Source organism: Kribbella sp. NPDC104740 (assembly GCF_055583505.1).
In genome coordinates, this window is the sequence record NZ_JBVJNV010000006.1 from 149498 (window position 1) to 171752 (window position 22255).

General features: G+C 71.1%; 22 protein-coding genes. 18 read left to right on the forward strand and 4 right to left on the reverse strand.

Annotation, left to right across the window (positions count from 1 at the left end; genetic code table 11):
- Window positions 1-23 precede the first annotated feature (23 nt).
- Complete coding sequence (locus tag ACZ6Z4_RS28755) at window positions 24-548, forward strand: MarR family winged helix-turn-helix transcriptional regulator (RefSeq protein WP_465570586.1); 525 nt, start codon at window positions 24-26, stop codon at window positions 546-548.
- 60 nt (window positions 549-608) lie between these two features.
- Window positions 609-893, forward strand: a complete 285-nt coding sequence (locus ACZ6Z4_RS28760; RefSeq protein WP_465570591.1) for a hypothetical protein — start codon at window positions 609-611, stop codon at window positions 891-893.
- A gap of 100 nt (window positions 894-993) precedes the next feature.
- Here the strand turns inward: ACZ6Z4_RS28760 and ACZ6Z4_RS28765 are convergent, their stop codons facing one another.
- Window positions 994-1644, reverse strand: a complete 651-nt coding sequence (locus tag ACZ6Z4_RS28765; protein ID WP_465570594.1) for a response regulator transcription factor — start codon at window positions 1642-1644, stop codon at window positions 994-996.
- Window positions 1641-3101, reverse strand: a complete 1461-nt coding sequence (locus tag ACZ6Z4_RS28770) for a sensor histidine kinase (RefSeq protein WP_465570601.1) — start codon at window positions 3099-3101, stop codon at window positions 1641-1643. Before ACZ6Z4_RS28770 ends, ACZ6Z4_RS28765 begins: the two co-directional genes overlap by 4 nt.
- Window positions 3102-3627: 526 nt before the next feature.
- Between ACZ6Z4_RS28770 and ACZ6Z4_RS28775 the strand changes: the two genes are divergently transcribed.
- The 14 genes from ACZ6Z4_RS28775 (at window position 3628) to ACZ6Z4_RS28840 (ending at window position 16757) form a co-directional block, all read left to right on the forward strand.
- Entirely contained in the window at window positions 3628-4650 is a 1023-nt protein-coding gene (locus ACZ6Z4_RS28775; RefSeq protein ID WP_465570604.1) for an ABC transporter substrate-binding protein, read from the forward strand.
- 2 nt (window positions 4651-4652) lie between these two features.
- Window positions 4653-5450 carry an ABC transporter ATP-binding protein gene (locus ACZ6Z4_RS28780; RefSeq protein WP_465570610.1) on the forward strand — a complete coding sequence of 266 codons (798 nt, stop codon included), beginning with the start codon at window positions 4653-4655 and terminating at the stop codon, window positions 5448-5450.
- Window positions 5447-6229 carry an ABC transporter permease gene (locus tag ACZ6Z4_RS28785; protein ID WP_465570615.1) on the forward strand — a complete coding sequence of 261 codons (783 nt, stop codon included), beginning with the start codon at window positions 5447-5449 and terminating at the stop codon, window positions 6227-6229. Before ACZ6Z4_RS28780 ends, ACZ6Z4_RS28785 begins: the two co-directional genes overlap by 4 nt.
- Window positions 6226-7314: an Ldh family oxidoreductase gene (locus ACZ6Z4_RS28790; protein WP_465570619.1), complete on the forward strand. Its 1089-nt coding sequence runs from the start codon at window positions 6226-6228 to the stop codon at window positions 7312-7314. The genes ACZ6Z4_RS28785 and ACZ6Z4_RS28790 overlap by 4 nt, the downstream gene beginning before the upstream one ends.
- Window positions 7314-7709: a RidA family protein gene (locus ACZ6Z4_RS28795; RefSeq protein WP_363675293.1), complete on the forward strand. Its 396-nt coding sequence runs from the start codon at window positions 7314-7316 to the stop codon at window positions 7707-7709. The genes ACZ6Z4_RS28790 and ACZ6Z4_RS28795 overlap by 1 nt, the downstream gene beginning before the upstream one ends.
- 48 nt (window positions 7710-7757) lie before the next feature.
- Window positions 7758-8609 carry a fumarylacetoacetate hydrolase family protein gene (locus tag ACZ6Z4_RS28800; protein ID WP_465570624.1) on the forward strand — a complete coding sequence of 284 codons (852 nt, stop codon included), beginning with the start codon at window positions 7758-7760 and terminating at the stop codon, window positions 8607-8609.
- Complete coding sequence (locus ACZ6Z4_RS28805; protein WP_465570628.1) at window positions 8606-9307, forward strand: GntR family transcriptional regulator; 702 nt, start codon at window positions 8606-8608, stop codon at window positions 9305-9307. Before ACZ6Z4_RS28800 ends, ACZ6Z4_RS28805 begins: the two co-directional genes overlap by 4 nt.
- Window positions 9304-10032 carry an SDR family NAD(P)-dependent oxidoreductase gene (locus tag ACZ6Z4_RS28810; RefSeq protein ID WP_465570630.1) on the forward strand — a complete coding sequence of 243 codons (729 nt, stop codon included), beginning with the start codon at window positions 9304-9306 and terminating at the stop codon, window positions 10030-10032. The genes ACZ6Z4_RS28805 and ACZ6Z4_RS28810 overlap by 4 nt, the downstream gene beginning before the upstream one ends.
- 3 nt (window positions 10033-10035) lie before the next feature.
- Window positions 10036-11616 carry an FAD-dependent monooxygenase gene (locus tag ACZ6Z4_RS28815; RefSeq protein ID WP_465570632.1) on the forward strand — a complete coding sequence of 527 codons (1581 nt, stop codon included), beginning with the start codon at window positions 10036-10038 and terminating at the stop codon, window positions 11614-11616.
- Window positions 11613-12002 (forward strand): cupin domain-containing protein, encoded by a 390-nt coding sequence (locus tag ACZ6Z4_RS28820; RefSeq protein WP_363675283.1) that lies wholly within the window; start codon window positions 11613-11615, stop codon window positions 12000-12002. Before ACZ6Z4_RS28815 ends, ACZ6Z4_RS28820 begins: the two co-directional genes overlap by 4 nt.
- Window position 12003: 1 nt before the next feature.
- Window positions 12004-12900: an amidohydrolase family protein gene (locus tag ACZ6Z4_RS28825; RefSeq protein ID WP_465570644.1), complete on the forward strand. Its 897-nt coding sequence runs from the start codon at window positions 12004-12006 to the stop codon at window positions 12898-12900.
- A gap of 79 nt (window positions 12901-12979) precedes the next feature.
- Window positions 12980-13945 carry an alcohol dehydrogenase catalytic domain-containing protein gene (locus tag ACZ6Z4_RS28830; protein WP_465570648.1) on the forward strand — a complete coding sequence of 322 codons (966 nt, stop codon included), beginning with the start codon at window positions 12980-12982 and terminating at the stop codon, window positions 13943-13945.
- Between the two features lie 172 nt (window positions 13946-14117).
- Window positions 14118-14810 carry a GntR family transcriptional regulator gene (locus tag ACZ6Z4_RS28835; protein ID WP_465570652.1) on the forward strand — a complete coding sequence of 231 codons (693 nt, stop codon included), beginning with the start codon at window positions 14118-14120 and terminating at the stop codon, window positions 14808-14810.
- A gap of 51 nt (window positions 14811-14861) precedes the next feature.
- Window positions 14862-16757, forward strand: a complete 1896-nt coding sequence (locus ACZ6Z4_RS28840; RefSeq protein ID WP_465570655.1) for an AfsR/SARP family transcriptional regulator — start codon at window positions 14862-14864, stop codon at window positions 16755-16757.
- Here the strand turns inward: ACZ6Z4_RS28840 and ACZ6Z4_RS28845 are convergent.
- Both ACZ6Z4_RS28845 and ACZ6Z4_RS28850 read right to left on the reverse strand, forming a co-directional pair.
- On the reverse strand, window positions 16696-17160 hold the full coding sequence (locus ACZ6Z4_RS28845) for a PPOX class F420-dependent oxidoreductase (RefSeq protein WP_465570659.1): 465 nt from the start codon (window positions 17158-17160) through the stop codon (window positions 16696-16698). The two genes, ACZ6Z4_RS28840 and ACZ6Z4_RS28845, sit on opposite strands and share 62 nt — an antisense overlap.
- Before the next feature lie 5 nt (window positions 17161-17165).
- A complete protein-coding gene (locus tag ACZ6Z4_RS28850) occupies window positions 17166-18071 on the reverse strand; it encodes a hypothetical protein (RefSeq protein ID WP_465570661.1) in 906 nt (301 codons plus the stop codon).
- Window positions 18072-18144: 73 nt separating this feature from the next.
- On the opposite strand from ACZ6Z4_RS28850, the gene ACZ6Z4_RS28855 reads away from it, so the two are divergent.
- Window positions 18145-18936: a hypothetical protein gene (locus ACZ6Z4_RS28855; RefSeq protein WP_465570664.1), complete on the forward strand. Its 792-nt coding sequence runs from the start codon at window positions 18145-18147 to the stop codon at window positions 18934-18936.
- Between the two features lie 491 nt (window positions 18937-19427).
- Window positions 19428-22223, forward strand: a complete 2796-nt coding sequence (locus tag ACZ6Z4_RS28860; protein WP_465570666.1) for a Y-family DNA polymerase — start codon at window positions 19428-19430, stop codon at window positions 22221-22223.
- Window positions 22224-22255: the final 32 nt, after the last annotated feature.

Below are 22255 nucleotides of genomic sequence, written 5' to 3' on the forward strand. Positions count from 1 at the left end.
GTACACCCCGTACGATGGATCTCGTGACCAGTTCATCGCCCGAGGCGAGCACGACCCAGGGGGTCCGCGGCACGTCCGTCGAGGCCGACCTCGGGTGGGCGCTCGGCGTGGTGTTCCGGCGGTACGCGAAGCAGAGCGCGCTCGCGCTCGAGGGCGTCCCGGGTGGTCCACGCGGGTACCAGGTGCTGGCGACGGCGTACGCCGAAGGTCCGAAGCGCCAGCTCGACCTCGCCGCGCAGCTGGAGATCGACCGGACCGTGATGACGTACCTGCTCGACGACCTGGAGAAAGCCGGTCTCGTGCAGCGGCAGCCGGATCCGGCGGATCGGCGGGCGCGGTTGATCGTCGCCACGCCGAAGGGTGTCGAGCAGCTCTGTGATCTCGAACGGCGCCTGCGGGCGGCCGAGGACGAGGTGATGGGCGGGCTGGACGACGGCGAGCGGATGGTGTTCCGGCTGCTGCTCCAGCGGGTGGCGCGTCAGGCCGACGCGATCGACCCGGTGGCGAACGCCTGCACGTTGGCCGAGCACGCGGAGCTCGACGGCTGACAGCGGTCTGAAAGCGGCTCCTCCCAGGATGAGTGCGAATTCGACCTGAGGAGGAGTTTGATGCGACGGACGATTGCTCTCGCGGTGCTGGGTGTTGGCGGGATTCCGCTGGGGTTGGCTGCGGTGGACTCGGGCAGTACGCCGGTGGCTGCCGCGGAAGTCAGGCCGGTGGTGCAGGCGTGCAACCCGCACTTCAGCTGGTGCCCGAGCGCGGGGTACGAGACGCCGCACGCGTGTGTGATCGCGAAGAACCAGATGGAGAAGCGGTACTGGGTGCAGCCGGACTGGGACGGGTGCCTGCAGGCGCAGGACGACTTCTACTTCCGGTACTCCGGGCCGCGCTGAGCTGAGCGCCGGCGGAGCCCGTAGCTCGGCCGGAGAGCGCGATGAGTCAGGTGCGCGGCGGTGTGATGTGGGCGATCGGCGCCTGCGCATCCGTCGTGGGTCAGCGGAGCGGGACGAAGCCTGACTCGTAGGCCAGGATGACGGCCTGGGTGCGGTCGCGGGCACCGAGCTTGTTGAGCAGGTTCGCGACGTGGGTCTTGATGGTCTGCACGCCGAGGACGAGCTCGGCGGCGATCTCGGCGTTCGACAGGCCTTTCGCCATCAGGCGCAGCACCTCCTGCTCGCGGTCGGTGAGGTCGTACTGATCGAGGCCGAGGCGTGGATGGTCGTCGGCGTGGGCCAGGGCGAGGGTTCGGATCGCCTCCGGGAAGAGCAGCGACTCGCTGCCGGCGACGGTGCGGATCGCGGCGATGATGTCGTCGGGTGGGGTGCGCTTGAGGAGGAAGCCGGAGGCGCCGGCGCGGAGGGCGTCGTACACGTAGTCGTCGTTCTCGAAGGTGGTGACGACGAGGACGCGCGGCGCCGGGTCGAGGGCGTCGAGGAGCAGGCGGGTGGCCTGGATGCCGTCGAGGGCGGGCATCCGGACGTCCATCAGGACGACGTCGGCGCCGGTACGGCGGACGAGGGGGAGGACTTCGGCACCGTCGCCGGCCTCGCCGACGACGGTGAGGTCGGGCTCGGCGTCGATGATCGCGCGCAGGCCGCTGCGGATCAGAGGTTCGTCGTCGACCACGGCCACGGAGATGTTCACGCTCGTCCTTTCGTCGTCACCGCGACCGGGAGGGTCACGGCCAGGCGCCAGTGGTCGCCGAGCAGACCGGCCTCGACCGTGCCGCAGAGTACGGCGACCCGTTCACGGATGCCGGCCAAGCCGCGGCCGCCGCCGCGGGTGGGCTCGGGGGGAGGGAACGTGCCGGGGGCAGGCGGTGTGCCGGGGGCAGGCGGTGTGCCCGGGGCAAGCGGCGCGCCGGGCGCAGACGGCGTGCCTGGGGTAAGCGGGGTGCCTGGGGCAAGCGGCGCGCCGGGACCAGAAGGCGTGTCGGGGGTAGGCGGTGTGCCTGGAGCTCCGGGCTGGGCGGACGTGGGGTCGGTGGGCTTGGGGCGCTCGTGGCCGACCGGATTGGTCAGTTCCAGCAGCAAGCCCGACGAGCCCAACGTGATCGACAGGCTCACCTCGACCTCGTCCGCCGGGCGTCCCGCGTGCCGGATGGCGTTGGTCAGGCCCTCCTGGATGATGCGGTACGCCTCGCGCGAGACCGCGGCGGGGAGGGTCGAGAGGTCGCCGGAGCTGTGGATCTCCACGGTGATGCCGCCGGCTCGGGTCGCCTCGACCAGGCGGGTGATGTCGGCGAGGGTCGCCTGGGGGGTGGTGGGGGAGCGGCGGTCGTCGCGGAGGAGGCCGAGGACGTGGTCCAGGTCGGCCAGGGCGGCGCGGGCTGAGGTTTCCATCGCGGCCAACGCTGTTTCGGCGAAGGCCGGGTCGGTGGCGAGGACTCGGCGGGCGGCCGCGGCCTGGATGGTGACGAGGCTGAGGGCGTGGCCGACGGAGTCGTGCAGCTCGCGGGCGAGGCGGTTGCGTTCGGCAAGCGTTGCCGTACGGCGTTCGAGGAGCTCGATGCGTTCGGCGGGGGTCGGGCCGAGGACGCGTGGTGCGGAGTAGGCCAGGAGGGCGCCGATGAGGGCTGAGAGCAACATCAGGCCGACCAGGCCCGCGAGGGCGGCCAGGGGCATCCAGAGGTCGGTCCAGCGGCCGGCGACGTGGTAGTCGATGCCGGGGGCCAGTTCGTGGTCGCCGGGGCTGCGGAAAGGGGCTGCGAGCAACACGGCGCCGAAGCCCACGACGGCGGTGCTGAGGATGCCGATGAAGCCGCCGGTGACCAGGTGCAGGCAGAACCAGAGCGTCGTACGGCGTCGCTGGCCCCAGTTGCGCGAGGGGCCGAGGGGGCGCTCGTCGAAGCGGACGCCGAGCAGGGACTCGACCGCGATGCCTTCGACCTCGCGCACGGCGGGGAGGACGCCGAGCAGGACGGGTGGGCCGACGACCAGGATCGCGTCGATGATCACGGTCGGGACGCGGGGGAGGCCGAGGCTGTCCACGAGGGAGATGAGCGCGGTGTCGACCAGGATGAACGCCAGTACGAGGGCAGCACCCAGCAGCAGGTAGACCCAGCGCAGGTACGTCGACCCGCGGAACAGCACGTTCGCCACCCACTCATCCTGTCAAGAAGAGGGTGCGCAGCCCTCCCTCCGGAGAGGGAACGGCCTCCCCCGAGGGGGTGAACCCACCGGGCACGCACCCCGCCGAGACCGGCTGAAAAGGTCTTGGGGCCGCCCGGTCTGGACTGAGGAGGGAGCGCAGCGACCGACCGACGAGGGAAGACCGGGCGAGAAAGCCCCAAGACCCGCGGAGCCGAAGGCGACGCCAAGAGTACTGAGAGCGTTTGCATGACGTGGGTCACAGTACGTGATGGGTTTACGTAAATTTGTCGCGGAAGGCACACATTCGTCCCGATCGGACGTCGCGATCTGGTGCTCGGGCGGGTACGGTCTGTGGTCGGGGCGGGATGCCCGTCCGGACCGGACAGGCATGGGGAAACGGCTCCAGGACGGGCGGCACAAGGGTTCTGTGGGGACCCGCACGGTGGACGTAAAGACACTGTGAAGTCCCCGGGGGCCGATTGACCGCTCTTCCATATTTGATGTTTGATCAAATATCGGAGAGGAGAAATCCAGTATGAGGTTCAGACGTTCGGCCGTCGCTGGGGTGGCGGTCCTAGCACTCGCCCTCGTGAGCGGGTGCAACGACACCAAGACAGGCCAGGACGGGGACACATCCCTGGAGAAGGTCAATTACCTGACCTCTTTCAACACCTTCGGTCGCGAGGCCTACGCCTACGTCGCCCTGGAGAAGGGCTACTTCAAGGACGCCGGTTTCGACGTCACCATCACTCCGGGCAGCGGCACGGTCGACGTGCTCAAGCTGGTTGCCGGCGGTCAGGCGGACTACGGTATCGGTGACTTCACCGCCACCGTGATCACGCTGGGGAACCAGAAGCTGCCCGTCACCACGGTGGGCATGATCCAGCAGAAGTCGATGGCTGCGATCGTCGCGCTCGAGGGCGGTTCGATCAACCGTCCGGAGGACCTGCCGGGCAAGCGGATCGGCGACCAGCCGGGCTCCACCAACACGGTGATGTTCCCGGTCTACGCCAAGGCGGCCAAGATCAACCCGGCCGACACCAAGTTCGTGGCCAACCCGCCGCCCGCGCTGCCGCAACTGCTGGCCGCCGGCAAGGTCGACGGCATCGGCCAGTTCGTGGTCGGCGTGCCGCTGGTCGAGAAGGCCGACCCGCAGAAGCGCAAGGCCGTCGTGCTGCCCTACGGCAACCTGCTGCCGGACCTGTACGGCAACGCGATCATCACCCGCGACGACCTGGCCAAGGACCACCCCGACCAGGTCAAGAAGTTCACCACCGCGCTGCTCAAGGGTCTGCAGGACACCATCGACGACCCGGCCGGCGCGGCCAAGACGCTGAAGAAGTACGTGCCGAACACCGACCTCGACGTCGCCACCGCCGAGCTCGAGCTGATGAAGCCGTACGTGAAGCCGGACGACTTCAGCGGTGCGCTCGGCGAGGTCAGCCCGGACCGGGTGCAGAAGGTCATCAACCTGCTCGAGGAGGCCGACGCGGTCAAGCCGAAGGGCGCGCTGAAGCCGGCCGACGTGGTCAACGACGCGCTGGCACCGAAGGGCTGAGCATGATCGAGCTGGACGGAGTGGGTCAGGTCTTCGAGGGGCGCGGGGGCCGGGTCCAGGCGCTCGACGCGATCGACCTGCACGTCCGGCAGAACGAGTTCGTCACGCTGATCGGCCGGTCGGGGTGTGGCAAGTCCACGCTCCTCCGGCTGATCGCGGGGCTGCTCCCGCCGACGTACGGCGCGGTCTCGGTGGCGGGTGAGCCCGTCGCCGGGCCGCGGCGGGACGTGTCGTTCATGTTCCAGCGGCCGGCGCTGCTGCCGTGGCGCTCGGTGCTGTCGAACGTGATGCTCCCGGTGGAGATCTCCGGGGACGACACCGGCCGCAAGGAGTACAAGGACCGGGCCCACGAGCTGCTCGAGCTGGTCGGCCTGTCCGGGTTCGAGAAGCGGCTGCCGCACGAGCTGTCCGGCGGCATGCAGCAGCGGGTCTCGCTGTGCCGGTCGCTGATCCGCCGGCCGCAGGTGATGCTGATGGACGAGCCGTTCTCGGCGCTCGACGCGCTGACCCGGACCGAGCTGTCGGACGAGCTGCAGCGGATCCAGATGGAGCTGGCCACCACGATCGTGTTCGTCACGCACTCGATCGAGGAGGCTGTGCTCCTGGCCGACCGGGTCGTCGTGCTGACGCCCCGCCCGGGCCGGCTGCGTGAGGTGGTCGAGATCGACATCCCGCGGCCGCGCAGCCTGGGCACCAACGCGCACCTGACCGAGGTGGCCGAGATCAGCGGGCGCCTGCACGGCCTGCTGGCCGAGAAGACGCACCCGGTCGACGCGACGGCTCCCGAGGCGACCCGATGAACGGTCGCCGCTCGTGGCTCACCACCTCCCGGACCAGTGCGATCCTGCTGCCGGTCGTCGGCGTGGTGATCACGATCGCGCTCTGGTGGCTGGTGATCATTGCCTTCGACATCAAGCAGTTCCTGCTGCCGACGCCGTACGACGTACTGCAGAAGTTCCTCGAGCAGCCCGGCTACCTGCTCCAGCAGACCTGGGTCTCGCTGGTCGAGTCGCTGACCGGCTTCGGGCTGGCGATCGTGATCGGCATCCCGATCGCGCTGCTGATCGTCCGCTCGGCGATCCTGGAACGCCTGGTCTACCCGCTGCTGCTGGCGGTGAACGCGATCCCGAAGATCGCGATCGCGCCGCTGCTGGTGGTCTGGATGGGTTTCGGGCAGCTGCCGAAGACCGCGATGGCGCTGCTGGTCTGCTTCTTCCCGATCGTGATCTCGACCGCGCAGGGGATGAAGTCGACCCCGGCCGAGCTGGTCGAGCTGCTCCGGTCGCTGAACGCGAGCCGCACCCAGGAGTTCTTCAAGCTGCGCCTGACCTACGCGCTGCCGCAGATCTTCACCGGCCTCAAGGTCGCCATCTCGCTGGCCGTGATCGGCGCGGTGATCGGTGAGTTCGCCGGGTCCACCGAGGGCCTGGGCTACGTGATCTGGAACTCCGGTGCCTCCGCCGACACCCCGCTGGCGTTCGCCGCGATCGGGCTGCTGTCGATCATGAGCATCGTCCTGTTCTACCTGCTGGTCCTGCTGGAGCACCTGCTGCTGCCGTGGGCCGAGGAGACCCGGTGACGACCCAGGCGTCGGACGCCGACCGCCGCGTGCTGGTCCGTCCGGCCTGGCTGGAGGCGACCGTCTCCGCGGTCTTCACCGCGCTCGGGTTCGAGCCGGCCGACGCGGCCCAGATCGCGCACTCGCTGGTCGAGGCCGATCTGCGCGGGGTCAGCTCGCACGGGATCATGCTGGTCCCGATGTACGTCGAACGCCTGAACGCCGGGGGAGTGACCCGGGAACGCGAGCTGGACGTCCTGCACGACGCCGGCGCGGCGATCGTGGCCGACGCGCGCGGCGGGATGGGTCAGCTGTCCAGCCCGCAGGCGATGGGACTGGCGATCGACCGGGCCGGCCGGTACGGGATCGGCCTGGTCTCGGTCCGCAACGCGCACCACTTCGGCGCGGCCAGCCGCTGGGCGGTCCAGGCCGCCGAGGCCGGCTGCCTGGGGATCGCGATGTCGAACACGACACCGCTGATGCCCGCGCCCGGCGGCGCGGAGCGGATCGTCGGCAACAACCCGCTGGCGATCGCCGTACCGACGCAGGCCGGGGCCGAGATCGTGCTCGACATGGCGCTGTCGGCCGTTGCCCTGGGCAAGATCCGGCTGGCCGCCTCGGCCGGGCGGTCGATCCCGGACACCTGGGCGACCGATCCGAACGGCGTACCGACCACCGATCCCGAGGCGGCCGTGCTCGGGATGCTGCTGCCGGCCGCGGGCCACAAGGGCTTCGGGCTGGCGCTGATGATCGACGTGCTGACCGGCGTACTGAGCGGTGGGGGGTGGGGGGACCAGGTCCGCCCGCTGTACCGCGAGCCGGACCGGCCGAACGACTGCGCGCACCTGTTCCTCGCGATCGACCCGCAGCTGCTGGGCGGGACCGAGGGGTTCCGGGAGCGGTCGTCGGCGCTGGCCGAGCGGGTCCGCGGCAGTGCGACCGCGCCCGGCGTCGAGAGGTTGTACCTGCCCGGTGAGATCGAGGCCGATCGAGCCCGGCAGCAGCGGCGGACCGGGGTCCTGATCGAGCGGTCGGGGCTGGACGGTCTGCTGGCGGCGGCCCGCGCGGTGGGCGCCGTGGTTCCGACCGGAGGGGTGCAGAACTGATGCCGAAGACCCAACTGACCAGCGCCGAGCTGCGCAGCCCGAACGGGGTGTTCTCGCAGGCGACCACGATCGAGGCGACCGGGCGGCTGGTGTTCGTCTCCGGGATGACCGCCCGCCGGCCCGACGGCAGCATCGCCGGCGTCGGCGACGTCAGCGAGCAGACCCGGCAGGTGTGCGAGAACGTCGCCGCCGCGGTCCGCGAGGCCGGCGGCACGCTGGACGACGTCTGCCGGGTGGACGTGTACGTGCGCAACATGGAGGACTTCGCCAAGATCCACGAGGTCCGGGCGCGCTACTTCCACGAGCCGCTGCCGGCTTCGACGATGGTCGAGGTCAGCAAGCTGGCGCACCCGGACTACCTGATCGAGATCTCGGCGATCGCCGTGATCGCTTGACCAGACAGGAGGAGGTGATCCGGATGCGTGGAGTGGAGTGGGTGTGAGATGCGGTTCGTGACAGTGGTGCACGCCGGTGCCGAGCGGCCCGGTGTGGTGGACGGGGACGACGTCGTCCTGCTCCCGTACGACGACCTGGTGGCCGTGATCGAGGCCGGTACCGACGTGGTGCTGACCGGTGAGCGGATCCCCTTCCGGGAGCAGGACCTGCGGGCGCCGCTGCGGCGCTTCCGCCGCGACATCCTCTGCACCGGCTGGAACTACTGGGACCACTTCGAGGAGAGCCGCGGCAAGCGCGAGGGCCAGGACGTCGACCGCCCCGAGCACCCGACCTTCTTCACCAAGGGCCCGGACGTGGTGGTCGGCCCGTACGACGCGATCGCCTACGACCCGGCCCTGTCGGCCAAGTGGGACTACGAGGCCGAGCTGGCGCTGGTGATCGGCAAGGCCGGCCGCAGCATCGCGGTCGAGGACGCGCTGGACCACGTGTGGGGCTACACGCTGGCCAACGACGTGTCCCAGCGGGACCTGCAGCGGGCCCACGGTGGCCAGTGGCTCAAGGGCAAGAGCATCGACGCGACTATGCCGCTCGGACCGTGGATCGTCACGCCGGACGAGCTCGGCGACCCGCAGGACGTGCAGCTGACCTGTCTGCTCAACGGTGAGGTCATGCAGGACGCCTCCACCAAGCAGATGGCCTACGACATCGCCACGCTGATCAGCGAGCTCTCCTACGGGATGACCCTGCGGCCTGGCGACCTCCTGCTCACCGGTACGCCGTCCGGCATCGGCAACGCCCGCGAGCCGCAGGTGTTCCTCAAGGAGGGCGACGAGGTCGTCACCCGGGCCGACAAGATCGGCGAGCTGCGCAACACGCTGGTCTACCAGGAGCTCACGTGACCAGCCGGCTGGAGCTGCTGCCCGGCGGGGGCCGCGGCGGCCGTCGTACGCTCGCTGAGACCGCAGCCGCCGAGCTGCACCAGCTGATCCTGTCCGGTGAGCTGCCCAGCGGTACGCCATTGCGGCTGGTCGAGCTGGCGAACCGGCTGGAGATGAGCCAGATGCCGGTCCGCGAGGGGCTGCGCCGGTTGGAGGCGCTCGGCCTGGTCGACATCATCCCGCACCGGGGTGCCTGGGTCCGGGAGCTGTCGCTGGCGGACCTGCAGGACACGCACGAGACCAGACTGGCGCTGGAAAGCCTCGCCGTACGGGCTGCTGCTGAGCACTTCGCGGCGGCTGACGAGCAGAAGGCGATCGCGGCGCTGGAGGAGCACCTGCGGATGTCCCGGGCCGACGACTCGATCGGCGCCCGGCAGGCGCACGCGGACTTCCACTTCGCCCTCTACCGGGCCGGCGGCTCGCAGTGGCTGGCCCGGGCGATCGAGCCGGTCTGGCAGAACAGCGAGCGCTACCGGTTCGGCAGCAGGCAGACGGCGTTCCAGATCGAGCAGAACCGGCAGGAGCACCAGGCGATCCTCGACGCGTGCGTCGCGCGCGACCCGGACGCCGCCGAGCAGGCGCTGCGCAACCATCTGGCTGGCGCGGTGCAGCGGATCACCGAGACGATGACCTCGAAGCAGAAGGGGACGTCGACATGAAGGTGAGCTTCGACGCGACCGGCGAGGTCGTGGTCGTCACAGGTGGTGCGAGCGGCATCGGAGCCGCGCTGGCCTCGGCTGTCGTGGCCAGGGGCGGTACGGCGGTGGTGCTGGACATCAGCGCGCCCACTGACCGGCGGGTCGAGTACGTCGAGGTCGACGTGTCGGACCGGGCCGCTGTGTTCGCGGCGGTCGCCGGTGTGGTCGAGCGGCACGGCCGGATCGACGGGCTCGTCGCCGGTGCCGCTGTGCAGCCGCGCTGCGCCGTACTGGAGACGGACCCGGCCGAGTGGACCAGGACTCTGCAGGTGAACCTGGACGGCGTGGTGTGGGTCTGCCAGGCCGTCGTACCGCACATGGTGAAGCGGACCGCCGGCTCGGTCGTCGTGTTCACCTCCGGACTGGCCGCCACCGGCTTCCCGCACGCGGCGGCGTACGCCGCGAGCAAGGCGGCGCTGACCGCCTTCGCCCGGACGCTGGCCGCGGAGGTGGCCGAGCACCGGGTGCGGGTGAACATCGTCGCGCCCGGAGTGATCGACACCGACCAGTTCCGGGCGGCCAACGCCGGAGCCGACCTGGACCACTGGCGGGAGGTCACCGGGATCGGTGAGCCTGCCGACGTGGTCGGCCCGTTGCTGTTCCTGTTGTCCGACGCGGCCGCGATGACCGGGTCGCAGCTGACCCGGGAGCGCGCCTTCGCCCGGTTGACCGACCTCACGGAGTGACGAGTGCCAGAGACTGACCAGCAACTGCCCGTCGCCGTGGTCGGCGCCGGACCGATCGGCCTGACCACAGCACTCGGTCTGGCGCACTACGGCGTGCCGTACGTGCTGCTGGAAGAGGACCCGACGCTGTCGTCGGACACCAAGGCCGGTACGACGCTGAGCCGCACCCTGGAGATCTGGAACCGGTACGGCGCGGTGGAGGGCATCCTGGCCGCCGCGGTCCGGATCGACGAGATCGGTGACATCGACCGGGCCACCAACACGCCCCGCGCCTCGGTGCAGCTGGCCGAGCTGGTCAACGACACCCAGTTCCCGTTCGTGATCAACCTGCCGCAGCAGAAGATGGAGCCGATACTGGCCGAGTCGCTGCCGGAGCCGGTGCTCACCCGGCACAAGCTGACGTCGTTCGAGGTCCGCGACGACCGGGTCGTGCTGCAGCTGGAGACCCCGGACGGGCCGCAGGAGCTGGAGGCGGCGTACCTGCTGGCCTGCGACGGCGGCCGGAGCAAGATCCGCGACGCGCTCGGGGTGAAGGTGGTCGGCGAGACGCTGGCCGAGCGCTACATGCTGATCGACGTGGTGGTCGACCTGGACGTCGACAACGCCCGCGACTACCCCTACCTGGCCTACTTCGCCGACAAGTCCGAGTGGATGGTGCTGATCCGGCAGCCGGACAACTGGCGCTTCCTGTTCCCGCTGGGGCCGGGTGCCGAGCCGCCGGGCACCGAGGACATGCTGGTGAAGGTGAAGCAGTTCATCGGCGAGGTGGACCGGATCGAGCTGCGCGGCTCGGTCGTCTACAACGTGCACCACCGGGTCGCCGAGCAGTGGACCAAGGACCGCAAGGTGTTCCTGATGGGCGACGCCGCCCACCTGATCACCCCGATGTGGGCCCTCGGCCTGAACACCGGTGCCCTGGACGCGTCCAACCTGCCGTGGCGGCTGGCTTGGGTGCTGCGGGGCTGGGCCGAGCCATCGCTGCTCGACGGGTACGAGCAGGAGCAGCGGCCGGTGGCGATCGAGGGCTCCGGTGAGATGGCCGAGGCAGCGCGCAAGTACATGGCGCAGCAGCGCGGTGCGGTCACCGAGGACACCGGCGCGTGGGCGACCGCGTACAACCGGACGCTGCTGAGCGTGCGGCTGGACGTGGAGGGTGTCGGCGACTGGTCGATGGTGGCGACCAGTGCTGCGCCCCCGGCGGTGCGTGCGGGCGACCGGGCGCCGGACCTGGCGCTGCAGAGCATCAGCGGCCGCGTCACCATCCACGAGCTGTGCCGCGACTCGTTCGTCGCGCTCTACTTCACCGACGTACGCCGCCGGCCGGAGATCCCGCTCAACGACTCGCCGGCCCTGCGGCACTACGCCGTGTCGCGCTGGGACGCGCCGCACGACTCCGGGCTGCGGGACCGCTCGCTGTTCGACCCGGGCAGCATCGCGACCAACCGGTACGGCGTACCGGCGGACAGCGTCGTACTGATCCGGCCCGACGGTCACATCGCGGCAGTGGCCCCGGTGGCACCGGGTGCTGCCGAGGAGCTCTACACGCGAGTGACCGGTCGGCCTGTTCCCCGGGAGGCGTCATGACGTTCGACGAACCGCTGCGCGAGATCCTGCTGCAGACCGACGACCTGGAGTGGGTGGACAAGTCGCTGGCCGGGCTGTCGCACAAGATGCTCTGGCGGGACCCGGAGACCGAGGCGTCGATCGCGCTGGTGAAGTTCGAGCAGGGCTCGGGCATCCCGTCGGCGCACAAGCACGCGTCGAACCAGTTCATGTTCTGCCTGTCCGGCCGGTACGTGTACCTGCCGACCGGGACCACGCTGACCAAGGGCAGCTTCTACTGGAACCCGAAGGGCGTCGTGCACGGCCCGACCCGGGCCGAGGAGACCTCTGTGCTGCTCGAGGTGTACGACGGCCCGCACTACCCGGAGCGGCCGTCCTTCTACGACAACGACGAGGACGCACGCTGACATGGCCGGCTGGGACGTCCACACGCATCTGATACCGCCCACAGTGCTGGCTGCTGCCCGCAGTGGCTCGTACGGGTTGGCCATCCAGGGCAACTCGCTGGTGATCGACGGCGAGCATCGGCTGCCGCTCGGCAAGCTCGCTGACCCGGATGCGCTGCTGCAGTGGGTCAGCGACCAGGACCTGGACGGCGCTGTCGTCTCGGTACCGCCGGCGCTGTTCCGCTACGACCAGGGGGTGGAGTGGACAGCCCTGCTCAACCAGGGGCTGCGTGAGCTGGCTGGGCCGCAGCTGCGGGTGCTGGCCCACATCCCGCTCCTCCACGCGACCGCACCGGCTGTGGCGGCGGCGTTGGGGGAGGAGGGCGTGTTCGGCGGCTTCGCTCTCGGTACGCCGGGCTTCGCCGGGCTGGACGCGGTGTGGAAGGTGCTGGACGACCTCAACGCGTTCACGCTGATCCACCCGGGCCACAGCACGGACCGGCGGCTGGACGCGTTCTACCTGTCGAACCTGCTCGGAAACCCTTACGAGACAGGGCTTGCGGCCGCCGAGCTGGTCTTCACCGACGTACCGGCGCGCTTTCCGGGGATCAGGTTCTGCCTGTGCCACGGCGGCGGCGTTACGGCAGCGCTGGCCGGGCGCTGGCAGCGCGGGATCGACACCGACCGGCCGGGGATCGAGGCGCCGTCGCTGGCGGTCGCCGAGGCGCTGCAGCGGTTCGTGGCCGACGACCTGGTGCACGACTCCGCCGTACTGCCGCTGCTGGAGTCGACGTTCGGGGACGTGCTGGCCGGGAGCGACTGGCCGTTCCCGATGGGCAGCGACCGGGTGGACCCGCGTCGTTCGGCGGCGGCCGGCGAGCTCACCCGTCCGCTCGGCCGAGGGGGCCGGGCGACGTGAACAGGACTGTTGCTGAGCAACGAGATGTGATCAGATATCAAATGCAGGTGGGGGCCATGGGCACGAGTGGGGTGGGTGGATGAGCGCGCGACAGGGCATCGTGCTGCGCTGCTACGGGCCTGGGGAGCAGCTGAAGGCCGAGGAGGTCGAGCTGGTCGCCGGACCGGGCGAGACGCTGGTCGAGATGGACGTCGCCTCGGTGACCCAGCTCGACCGCACCGTGCTGGCCGGCAAGCTGGCCCAGCAGCTGCAACCGCCGTTCGTACCGGGCTCGGAGGGTGCGGGTGTGGTGGTCGACTCGGCGGTGTACCCGTCGGGGACGCGGGTGGTGATCCGCGGCGGTGGGGTCGGCGTGGCTCGCCCCGGGACGTGGGGCTCGATGGCTGTGGTGCCGGACTCGTCCGTGCACCCGCTGCCGGTCGGCCTCGACACGGCCGAGGCGCTGGCGCTGTTGGCTCCCGCGCTGACCGCCCACACCGCCGTACGGCGGGTGGCCGGCGTCGTACAGGGTGAGACGGTTGTGATCACCGGTGCGACCGGTCTGGTCGCTCGGCTCTGTGCTGCCGTCGCCAGGGCGGCCGGTGCGGGCAAGGTGATCGGTCTGGTGCGTTCCAACGAGTCGGTCGACCACCTGACCCGGCTGGTCGACCAGGTGGTCCGCGTGGACGAGCTGGGCCAGGTCGGCCGGGAGCTGCCGTGGTGCGACGCGGTCATCGACACAGTGGGCGGCCCGGTGACCAGTGGGGTCATGAGCCACATCACCCCGGGCGGGCGGATCGCCATCCTCGGCTACACGGCAGGGGAGTTCGCCACGCTCGACCTGCACCAGCTGATCGGCCGGGACCTGCGGGTGCTGCCGGTGAACATGCAGCGGACGACGATCGAGGCCGGTACGGTCACGCAGGTGCTGGCCGACATCGCGCCGGCTCCGATCACACCGGAGCTCGACATGGTCGCGGCAGCACGCGTCGACGACGCACTGGACCGCCTGAGCGGCGGTACGGCGGAGCGGCGTGTACTGCTCGACCTCACCCGGCTGCGCTGAGTAGTGGACGGGCGGCCACTCCGGTGAAAGGCTGGGTGGCCGTCGCGGTGCGAGGATGTCCGGCGGGGGCGCGACAGGCATTCGCTCGTCGGAACCCGCGTGAAGCCCGTGGCACCGCTACGGTTACCTCCCAGACGTGCGTGCAGTGGACGAGAGAGGCAGCCCACACCCAATGACCCGACGACTCGAGCTCACGCCCGGGGGGCCCAGTGGCCGGCGCACACTCGCCGAGGAAGCCGCTGCCGAGCTGCACGAGCTCATCCTGTCCGGCGAGCTGCCGAGCGGCACCGCGCTGCGGCTGGAGGAGCTGGCCAAGCGGCTGGACATGAGCCAGATGCCGATCCGGGAGGGGCTGCGCCGGATGCAGGCGCTCGGCCTGGTCGAGATCGTCCCGCACAAGGGCGCCTGGGTCCGCGAGCTGTCGATGGAGGACCTGCGCGACACCCACGAGACTCGGCTGGCGCTGGAGACGCTCGCGGTCCGCGCCGCGGCGACCCGGTTCGCCGAGTCCGACGGCGTGGTCGCCAAGGCGGCGCTGGCCGAGCACGTCCGGCTGTCCAAGGTCGGCGACATCATCGCCTCCCGGCAGGCGCACACCGAGTTCCACTTCGCGATCTACCGGGCCGGCGGCTCGCGCTGGCTGCCGCGCGCGATCGAGCCGGTCTGGCAGAACAGCGAGCGGTACCGGTTCGGCTCCCGGCAGACCAAGGCGCGGATCGAGCAGACCCGCCGCGAGCACCAGGCGATCCTGGACGCCTGCCTGGCCCACGACGAGCAGGGCGCGGGCGAGGCGCTGCGCGAGCACCTCGAGGGTGCCTTCCAGCGGATCAGCGAGACGATGGCCCGGCGGTACACGAAGGACTGAGTTCATCGTCACCGGTCTAAGGGGTTACTATGAGCACCTCAGCGTCGGGAGGTGGTTCAGTTGGAGCTGCGGTTCGAGCTGCTCGGTCCGGTCCGGGCCTGGTGCGGTGACACCGAGATCGACCTCGGAGCGCCGCAGCAGCGGGCGCTCCTGGGACTGCTGCTGCTCCGGGACGGCGCGCTGGCGACGTCCGACCAGCTGCTGACGGCGCTCTGGGCCGACCAGATCCCGCGGGCCGCCGCCGGGATGATCAGGTCGTACGTGTCGCGGCTGCGGCGCGCGCTGTCGGAGTCGACGATCCAGTCGGTCGGCGGCGGGTACGTGCTGCCGGTGGCGCCGGGTGCGCTGGACCTGAACGAGTTCCTGCGGCTGATCGACGACGCGCGGACCGCCCGGCAGGACGGGCGTCTGGAGGCCTGGGCCGACGCGCTGCGGGCCGCTCTCAAGCTGTGGAAGGGTACGCCGCTCGCCGGCGTCCGCGGCGACTTCGCCGGCTGGGAGCGCGAACGGCTCCGCCAGCACCGGCTCGCCGCGGTCGAGGACCTCGCGGCGGCCGACCTGGAGCTCGGCCGGCCGGAGGAGGCCGCGCAGGTGCTCGCGCCGATCGTGATCGAGCACCCGATGCGGGAGCGGCCGCGGGAGCTGCTGATGCTCGCGCTGTACCGGTCCGGCCGGCAGGCTGACGCGCTGCGGCTGTACCAGGAGACCCAGCACCTGCTGGCCGACGAGCTGGGGGTCGACCCGGGGCCAGAGTTGCGCGAGATGCAGCGGCGGATCCTGGCGTCCGACCCGACGCTGCTGGGCGTCGTACAGGCTCCTGCTGTGGTGGCTCCGGTGCTGGAGGCGCCTGAGCAGCTTCCGCCCGACCTGCCGGAGTTCACTGGTCGTGGCGAGGACCTGGTCCGGTTGTCGATGCTGCTGCGAGCATCTGGTGATCACCTGCCGGTGCTGGGACTGACAGGCGCTCCTGGGATCGGGAAGACGTCGCTGGCGGTCCATCTGGGTCGTCGGCTGGCCAGTCGGTTCCCCGCTGGCCAGTACTACGTGCACATGTCGTCCGCTGGTGACCCGCTGTCGTCGCTGCTGCGTGCAGCCGGTGTGGCGACGCTGCCGGAGTCGCCGTCGGAGCGCGGGGCTTTGTGGCGCTCGCTGACGGCTGGGCGCCGAGTGCTGGTGGTGCTGGACAACGCCAAGAGTGCTGGCGATGTGCTGCCGTTGCTGCCGGGGACTGGTGGTGCTGCTGTCGTGCTGACCGCGTCACGGCGGCTGTTCGGGTTGCCGTACGCCGACTGGGTCAAGGTCGAGCCGCTGTCGCCGGAGAAGTCGATGGAGCTGCTGGAGCGACTGGTCGGCGTACGGCGGGTGCAGGCGGAGCCGGCGGAGGCGCGGCGGTTGCTGGCGCTCAGCTCCGGGGTGCCGCAGGCCATCCAGGCCACGGCGTCGCGGTTGCAGTCGCGGCCGGGGTGGAGCCTCGCGACGGCGTACGAGCGGATGCAGCTGCGGGGGGCTCTGGAGCCGCGGCACAGTGAGTGCGATCCGGTCGACTCGGCGTACGAGGTGGCGGTGGGGGAGCTGACACCTTCGCAGGCACAGGCATTTCGGTTGCTGGCATTTCTGGAAGCGGACTTCACGCTGCGGGGGGCGTCCGTCGTACTGGAGCTGGCGGAGGCGGAGACCGAGGCGGTGGTGGAGTCGCTGGTCGACGCGCACCTGCTGGAGTCGCGGGGAGCTGACCGGTACTACTACCTGCGCCCGCTGCGGGAGTTCGCGCGGATGCGTGCTTGGCAGGTCGAGGGTGAGGGGACGTGCCAGGCGGTGCTGAGCCGGGTGGCCGACTACCGGGCTCAGCAGCCCGTCCTGGCTTCGGTGTCCGGTTCCGGGCTGGTCAGTCGGCCAGTCGGGCCGGGAAGCCGCCGGTCGCGATCGGGGACCAGCGGACCGGCGTGACCCGGATCAGGCACTTGCCCTGCGTCCGCATCGCCTCGCGGTACTCGTCCCAGTCCGGGTGCTCGCCGGAGATCGAGCGGTAGTAGTCGACCAGCGGCTCGACGGCGTCCGGCAGCTCGATCACCTCACCGGTGCCGTCCACCTGCACCCAGGCGCCGTTCCAGTCGTCGGACATCACCATGACGCTGGTCTGCGGGTTGCGCTGCACGTTGGTGCTCTTGGCGCGCTCGGGGTAGGAGGAGATGACGATCCGGCCCTCCGCGTCGACCCCGCCGGACACCGGCGAGGCCTGCGGCGTCCCGTCGACGCGGGTGGTGATCAGCAGCATGTGGTGCCGGGGACGGACGAACTCGAGCAGCCCGTCGAGGTCGACCTTCGTGTTGGTGGCAATGGTTCGTGGCATGCCGCTCAGCCTAGGGCCGTCTCGTGAACGCTCAACCAGCGCACGCCGTACCGGGCGGTGTCGTCAGGGGTCAGTACGGCGGTGACGCGGCGGGACTGCCCGATCGAGTGGCGCTCCAGGAACCGGCAGATCGTCAGCTCGGCGGTCTGGGCCACCTGGGTGAACTCCTCGATCGCGATCGTGAGACCAGGCGCTGCGTTGCCTGCTCGGGCCAGTGCTGTGCTGAGTGCGTCCAGGTCGAGCTGCGTGCCGTCGGTGGTGACCAGGGTGAAGTCGGGCCGGTGCATCTGCCGGAAGGTCTCGAGCAGTTGTCCGTCGGCCTCGGTGCCGAGCCAGCGGGCGAGGTCCTGGTGGTGCTGCACGACCTCCTCCTCGATCTTCATGGGGGTGGCCTTCCGTAGCAGGTCGTCCGGGTCGGTGAGGTGTTCCAGCTCGTCGTCCGTGAGCTCGTTGACGAGGGCCTTGAGGCGCTGGGCCTGCGGAGTGGTGGGGAGCGCTCCGGCGAGTACGTCGGGGAGCAGCAGCTCGTAGCCGCAGCGGGCGCGTGGGGTGTAGCGGTGGCGAGTCCTGGCGACTGCTGAGGAGACGCGGATCGCGTGCTCGTTGCCGGGCGGGACGTCGGGGCGGTCGGTCTCGCGGGCGGCGAAGCGGTAGCCGTTGGCGAGTTCGCAGCTGTGGCAGTCCGTGGGGCCGGCTCCGAGCTGCTCGGTGCAGTCGGGGCAGGTGAGCTGCTTCAGGGCGCCGTCGACGACCCGCCAGTCGAACTCGGCAGGATCCTGCAGCACGACCTCGGCCAGGGTGCGGGCGTCCGTCGTACCGAGGTCTGCGCAGAGGTCGTGCCAGGCGGTGTCGATACTGTTCTCGACCTCGCGGAGGGCGGCGCGGAAGCGCGGGTGGTCGACGCGGAGCATGCCCGGGAGTCTAGGTGGCCGGGTCCGGACACTCCGATTGACATGAGTCGAACAGGTGTTCGAACATAGGGGGGTGACGGGGACATCGACAGCAGCCGATCAGGCGCGGGACCTGCTGGCCCGCGCGCAGGCGCAGAAGGCGGCGCAGGCCGCTGACTCCGCGCTGTCCACGCTTCCGGCGCGGACGGTGCCGGCGCCGCGGACCACGGAGACGCGGGTCCAGCAGGCGCTCGACACCGCCGCCACCGAGCGGACGCTGCCGACGCTTCCCGCGATCTCCGAGCTGCTGTCCGGCGCCTTGCGCGGTGGTGCGGTGTACTCCGTGCGCGGCTCCAGTGCACTGGTGATGGCGATGATGGCCGGGCCGTCCGCCGAGGGCGCCTGGTGCGGCGTGGTCGGGATGCCGTCGTTCGGTGCCGAGGCGGCGCGCGGTCTCGGGGTCGACCTCGAGCGGCTGGTGCTCGTCCCCGATCCACGGCACGACTGGCTGAGCGTGGTCGCTGCGCTGGTCGACGCGTTGACCGTGGTGGTGGTTCGGCCGCCGGGGGAGGTCACGCCGGGGGAGGCATCCCGGTTGTCCGCGCGGCTGCGGACGCGCGGGGCGATGCTGATCGCTGTCGGGTCCTGGCCGGGGAGCGAGGCCCGGCTGGAGGTCCAGGCCAGCACGTGGAGCGGGCTGGGAGCCGGCGAGGGGCATCTGACTGCGCGGCAGGCGACCGTGGCGGTCACCGGGCGCGGGGCTGCGGTGCGGCCTCAGCAGCATCAGCTCTGGCTGCCGGCGATGGACGGGACCATCCGGACAGTGGAGGAGGCTGCTCGTCCGGCCGACAAGCCCGCGAGCTGGTTGCAGGAGGCGGTCAGCTGATGGCGGCGGTGGCGCCGGTCGGCGTGATCGCGTTCTCGCCGCTGGCCCAGGGTCGAACGTCTGGGCCAGCGCCTCGGCAGGGGACACCGGCTCACCCGGTGCGTGCCACCCCTCGACGGCCCGCGGGACGGTTTGGTGGAGACGGCGGCTCGTTCTGCTCGCATGCAGGTGCGTCGGTTGCGGGAGGCGGTCGGCTGATGGCGGTGGTGGTGTGGGCGCCGGGTTCGGTGGAGGCGGCGGTTCGTTCTGCTTGCACGCGGGTGCGCTGGTTGCAGGGGGCGGTCGGCTGATGGGTGTGCGGACGATGGTGGTGTGGGTGCCGGGTTCGGTGGAGGCGGCGGCTCGTCCTGCCTGCACGCGGGTGCGCTGGTTGCGGGAGGCGGTCGGCTGATGGGTGTGCGGACGATGGTGGTGTGGGTGCCGGGTTCGGTGGAGGCGGCGGTTCGTTCTGCTTGCACGCGGGTGCGCTGGTTGCGGGAGGCGGTCGGCTGATGGGTGTGCGGACGATGGTGGTGTGGGTGCCGGACTGGCCGGTGCTGGCGGCGGCTTCTGGGGAAGGGGTTTCGGCGGAGGAGCCGGTGGCGGTGCTGTCGAAGGGCCGGGTGCTGGCCAGCTCGGCTTCGGCTCGGGCCCAGGGCGTGCGGCGTGGGCTGCGCGCGCGGGACGCCCAGTCGCGGTGCCCGGAGCTGCTCGTGCTCAAGTACGACCCGGTGATCGACGCGCGGGCGTTCGACCCGGTGATCAGCTGCCTGGAGGCGCTCACCCCCGGCATCCAGGTGATCCGGCCCGGCATGTGCGCGCTGAAGGCCCGCGGCCCGAGCCGGTTCTACGGCAGCGAGCAGGCCGCCGCGGAGAAGCTGCTCGACCGGCTCGAGACGTACGACGTACCGGGTGGACGGGTCGGGATCGCCGACGGCCCGTTCGCCGCGGAGCAAGCCGCGCGCGCCGCGTCGGCGCAGACCCGGGTGCGGGTGATCCCGCCTGGTGGGTCGGCCGAGTTCCTGGCGCCGCTCACCGTCGACACGCTGGAGCGACCCGAGCTCACCGACCTGCTGCGCCGGCTCGGCCTGCGCTCACTGGGCGCCTTCGCCCAGCTCCCACCAACCGAAGTGCTCACCCGCTTCGGCCCCGACGGCGCCTTCGCCCACCGCCTGGCCCGCGGCGACGACGACCGCGCGGTGGTCGCCCGCGAGGTCCCGCCCGAGCTGATCCGCACCCTCGACTTCGAACCCCCCGTCGACCGCGTCGACCAGGTCGCGTTCGCGGTCCGCACAGTCGCCGACGAGCTGGTCGCCCGCCTGACCGCGCTCGGCCTGGTCTGCACCACGCTCCGCCTGGAGGTCGGCACGGACTCCGGCCGCGTCCACGAACGCGAGTGGCTGCACCCCCGCTGGTTCGCCCCCACCGACATCGTCGACCGCGTCCGCTGGCAACTCCAAGGCAACGGCACCGCCGACCTCACCTCACCCGTGACCCGCCTCCGCCTCATCCCCGAACGAGTGGACCCAGTCGGCGCCCACGCCGACACCCTCTGGGGCACCGGCCCCGACGAACGCATCCACCGAGCCCTCTCCCGAGTCCAAAGCATGCTCGGCCACGGCGCAGTCGTCACCCCCGTCATCACCGGCGGCCGAAGCTACAAAGACCGCCAATCCCACATCCCCTGGGGCGACCCCCTCATCCCTGTCCGAGACCCGACGTCGCCCTGGCCCGGCGCCCTACCCGGCCAACCCAGCCTCCCCACCCCCAAGCCAGAGCCCAGCCCCGCCCGCTCCACCATCACCCTCCTCCGCCAGCCCGCAGTGCACTTGGTCCCTCCCCCCGAAGACACCACGCCCGCGCGGCCTGCGCCCACCACAGCCGCGCTCACCTCCGTCCCACCCGCAGACGCCACGCCCGCGCGGCCTGCATCCACCCCAGCAACACTCACCGCCGCTCCACCCGCGGACACCGCACCCGCGCGGCCCACGACCATCCCAGCCACACTCGCTTCCGTCGCACCCGCAGACACCACGCCCGCGCGACCTGCGCCCACTCCTGCCGCGCTCACCTCCACCACACCCGCGGCCACCGTGCCTGCCGCCGCAGACGGCGCGCCGGAAGCCGCGCTCGCTTCCGCTGCACCTGCGAGTGCTGGACCAGTGCAGCTTGTGCCGGCGCTAGCCGTGCTCGCCTCCGACGAGCCTGCGCCGGCTGCATCCAGCAGAGCCACATCCGCGGATGTGTGCCCTGAGCCCGCTCCAGCCACCTCCGCTGAGGTCGCGCCCGTGCAGCCCGTGCTCGCACCAGCCGCGCTGGCCCCAGCGGCACCCGCTGACGTCGCGTCCGAGCGGCCTGCATCCGCCCCACCCGCGCTTTTCTCCGCCACACCCGCTGGCGACGTGCTCGCCACCGCCGCAGACAGCGCGCCGGAAGAAGCCGTGCTCGCTACCGCAGTACCTGCGACTGCTGGGCCGGTGCAGCTTGTGCCGGCGCTGGCCGTACTCGCCTCCGACGAGCCCGCGCCGACTGCATCCAACGCAGCCGCACCCGCGGAGGTCGCGCCCGTGCGGCCTGTGCTCGCGTCCGGCGTACCCGCAGACACCGCGGCCGCGTCGCCTGTGCTCGCACCAGTCGCGCTCGCCTCCGCCGTACCTGGGGGTGTCGTGCTCGCCGCCGTGGGACCTGGGGATGCCGGGGCGGTGCAGCTTGTGTCTGCGCTTGCTGGGGCTGCGGTTGCGGATGCTGGTGGGCTTGCGCCGGTGGAGGTGGTTGGGCAGGAGGTTGGGTCTGCTGCGGCGGGGAGTGCGGCTGGGGTGGGCGCGGGCAGCGCGGTGGCCGCGGAGGTTGTGGCTGGGGATGTGGGGCTTGGGTCTGCTGTGGATTTGGGGGGTGGGGCTAGTTGGTATGACGAGGAGGAGCTTTTTCGGCGGCCTGCGCCTACTTGGACTCCGTTGGCTTTGGGGGGTACTTCGGGGTGGCCGGTGCCGGTGCCGGCGTTGGTTTATCCGGTTCCGCATGCTGTTGAGGTGTTGGCGGGGGACGGGCGGCAGGTGACGGTCAGCGCTCGGGGTGCGCTGTCGGGGGTGCCTTCGGTGTTTCGGTGGGTGGCGGGGGCTCAGGTTGCTGATAGCAACAAGTTGTACCCGGTGACGGCGTGGGCGGGGCCGTGGCCGGTGGACGAGCGGTGGTGGGATGCGGAGGCGGAGAATCGGCTGGCTCGGTTTCAGTTGGTGACCGCGGACGGGCGGGCGTGGCTGGCTGCGGTGCGGAACACGCAGTGGTGGATCGAAGCGAGTTATGACTGATCTGGTCGAGGACCAGCTGGTGTGTGCTCGGC

Coding starts and splice junctions, on each gene's coding strand:
- ACZ6Z4_RS28760 (WP_465570591.1), top strand. CDS start 609: ATGCGACGGACGATTGCTCTCGCGGTGCTGGGTGTTGGCGGGATTCCG.
- ACZ6Z4_RS28775 (WP_465570604.1), top strand. CDS start 3,628: ATGAGGTTCAGACGTTCGGCCGTCGCTGGGGTGGCGGTCCTAGCACTC.
- ACZ6Z4_RS28780 (WP_465570610.1), top strand. CDS start 4,653: ATGATCGAGCTGGACGGAGTGGGTCAGGTCTTCGAGGGGCGCGGGGGC.
- ACZ6Z4_RS28785 (WP_465570615.1), top strand. CDS start 5,447: ATGAACGGTCGCCGCTCGTGGCTCACCACCTCCCGGACCAGTGCGATC.
- ACZ6Z4_RS28795 (WP_363675293.1), top strand. CDS start 7,314: ATGCCGAAGACCCAACTGACCAGCGCCGAGCTGCGCAGCCCGAACGGG.
- ACZ6Z4_RS28800 (WP_465570624.1), top strand. CDS start 7,758: ATGCGGTTCGTGACAGTGGTGCACGCCGGTGCCGAGCGGCCCGGTGTG.
- ACZ6Z4_RS28810 (WP_465570630.1), top strand. CDS start 9,304: ATGAAGGTGAGCTTCGACGCGACCGGCGAGGTCGTGGTCGTCACAGGT.
- ACZ6Z4_RS28820 (WP_363675283.1), top strand. CDS start 11,613: ATGACGTTCGACGAACCGCTGCGCGAGATCCTGCTGCAGACCGACGAC.
- ACZ6Z4_RS28825 (WP_465570644.1), top strand. CDS start 12,004: ATGGCCGGCTGGGACGTCCACACGCATCTGATACCGCCCACAGTGCTG.
- ACZ6Z4_RS28830 (WP_465570648.1), top strand. CDS start 12,980: ATGAGCGCGCGACAGGGCATCGTGCTGCGCTGCTACGGGCCTGGGGAG.
- ACZ6Z4_RS28835 (WP_465570652.1), top strand. CDS start 14,118: ATGACCCGACGACTCGAGCTCACGCCCGGGGGGCCCAGTGGCCGGCGC.
- ACZ6Z4_RS28845 (WP_465570659.1), bottom strand. CDS start 17,160: ATGCCACGAACCATTGCCACCAACACGAAGGTCGACCTCGACGGGCTG.
- ACZ6Z4_RS28850 (WP_465570661.1), bottom strand. CDS start 18,071: ATGCTCCGCGTCGACCACCCGCGCTTCCGCGCCGCCCTCCGCGAGGTC.
- ACZ6Z4_RS28860 (WP_465570666.1), top strand. CDS start 19,428: ATGGGTGTGCGGACGATGGTGGTGTGGGTGCCGGACTGGCCGGTGCTG.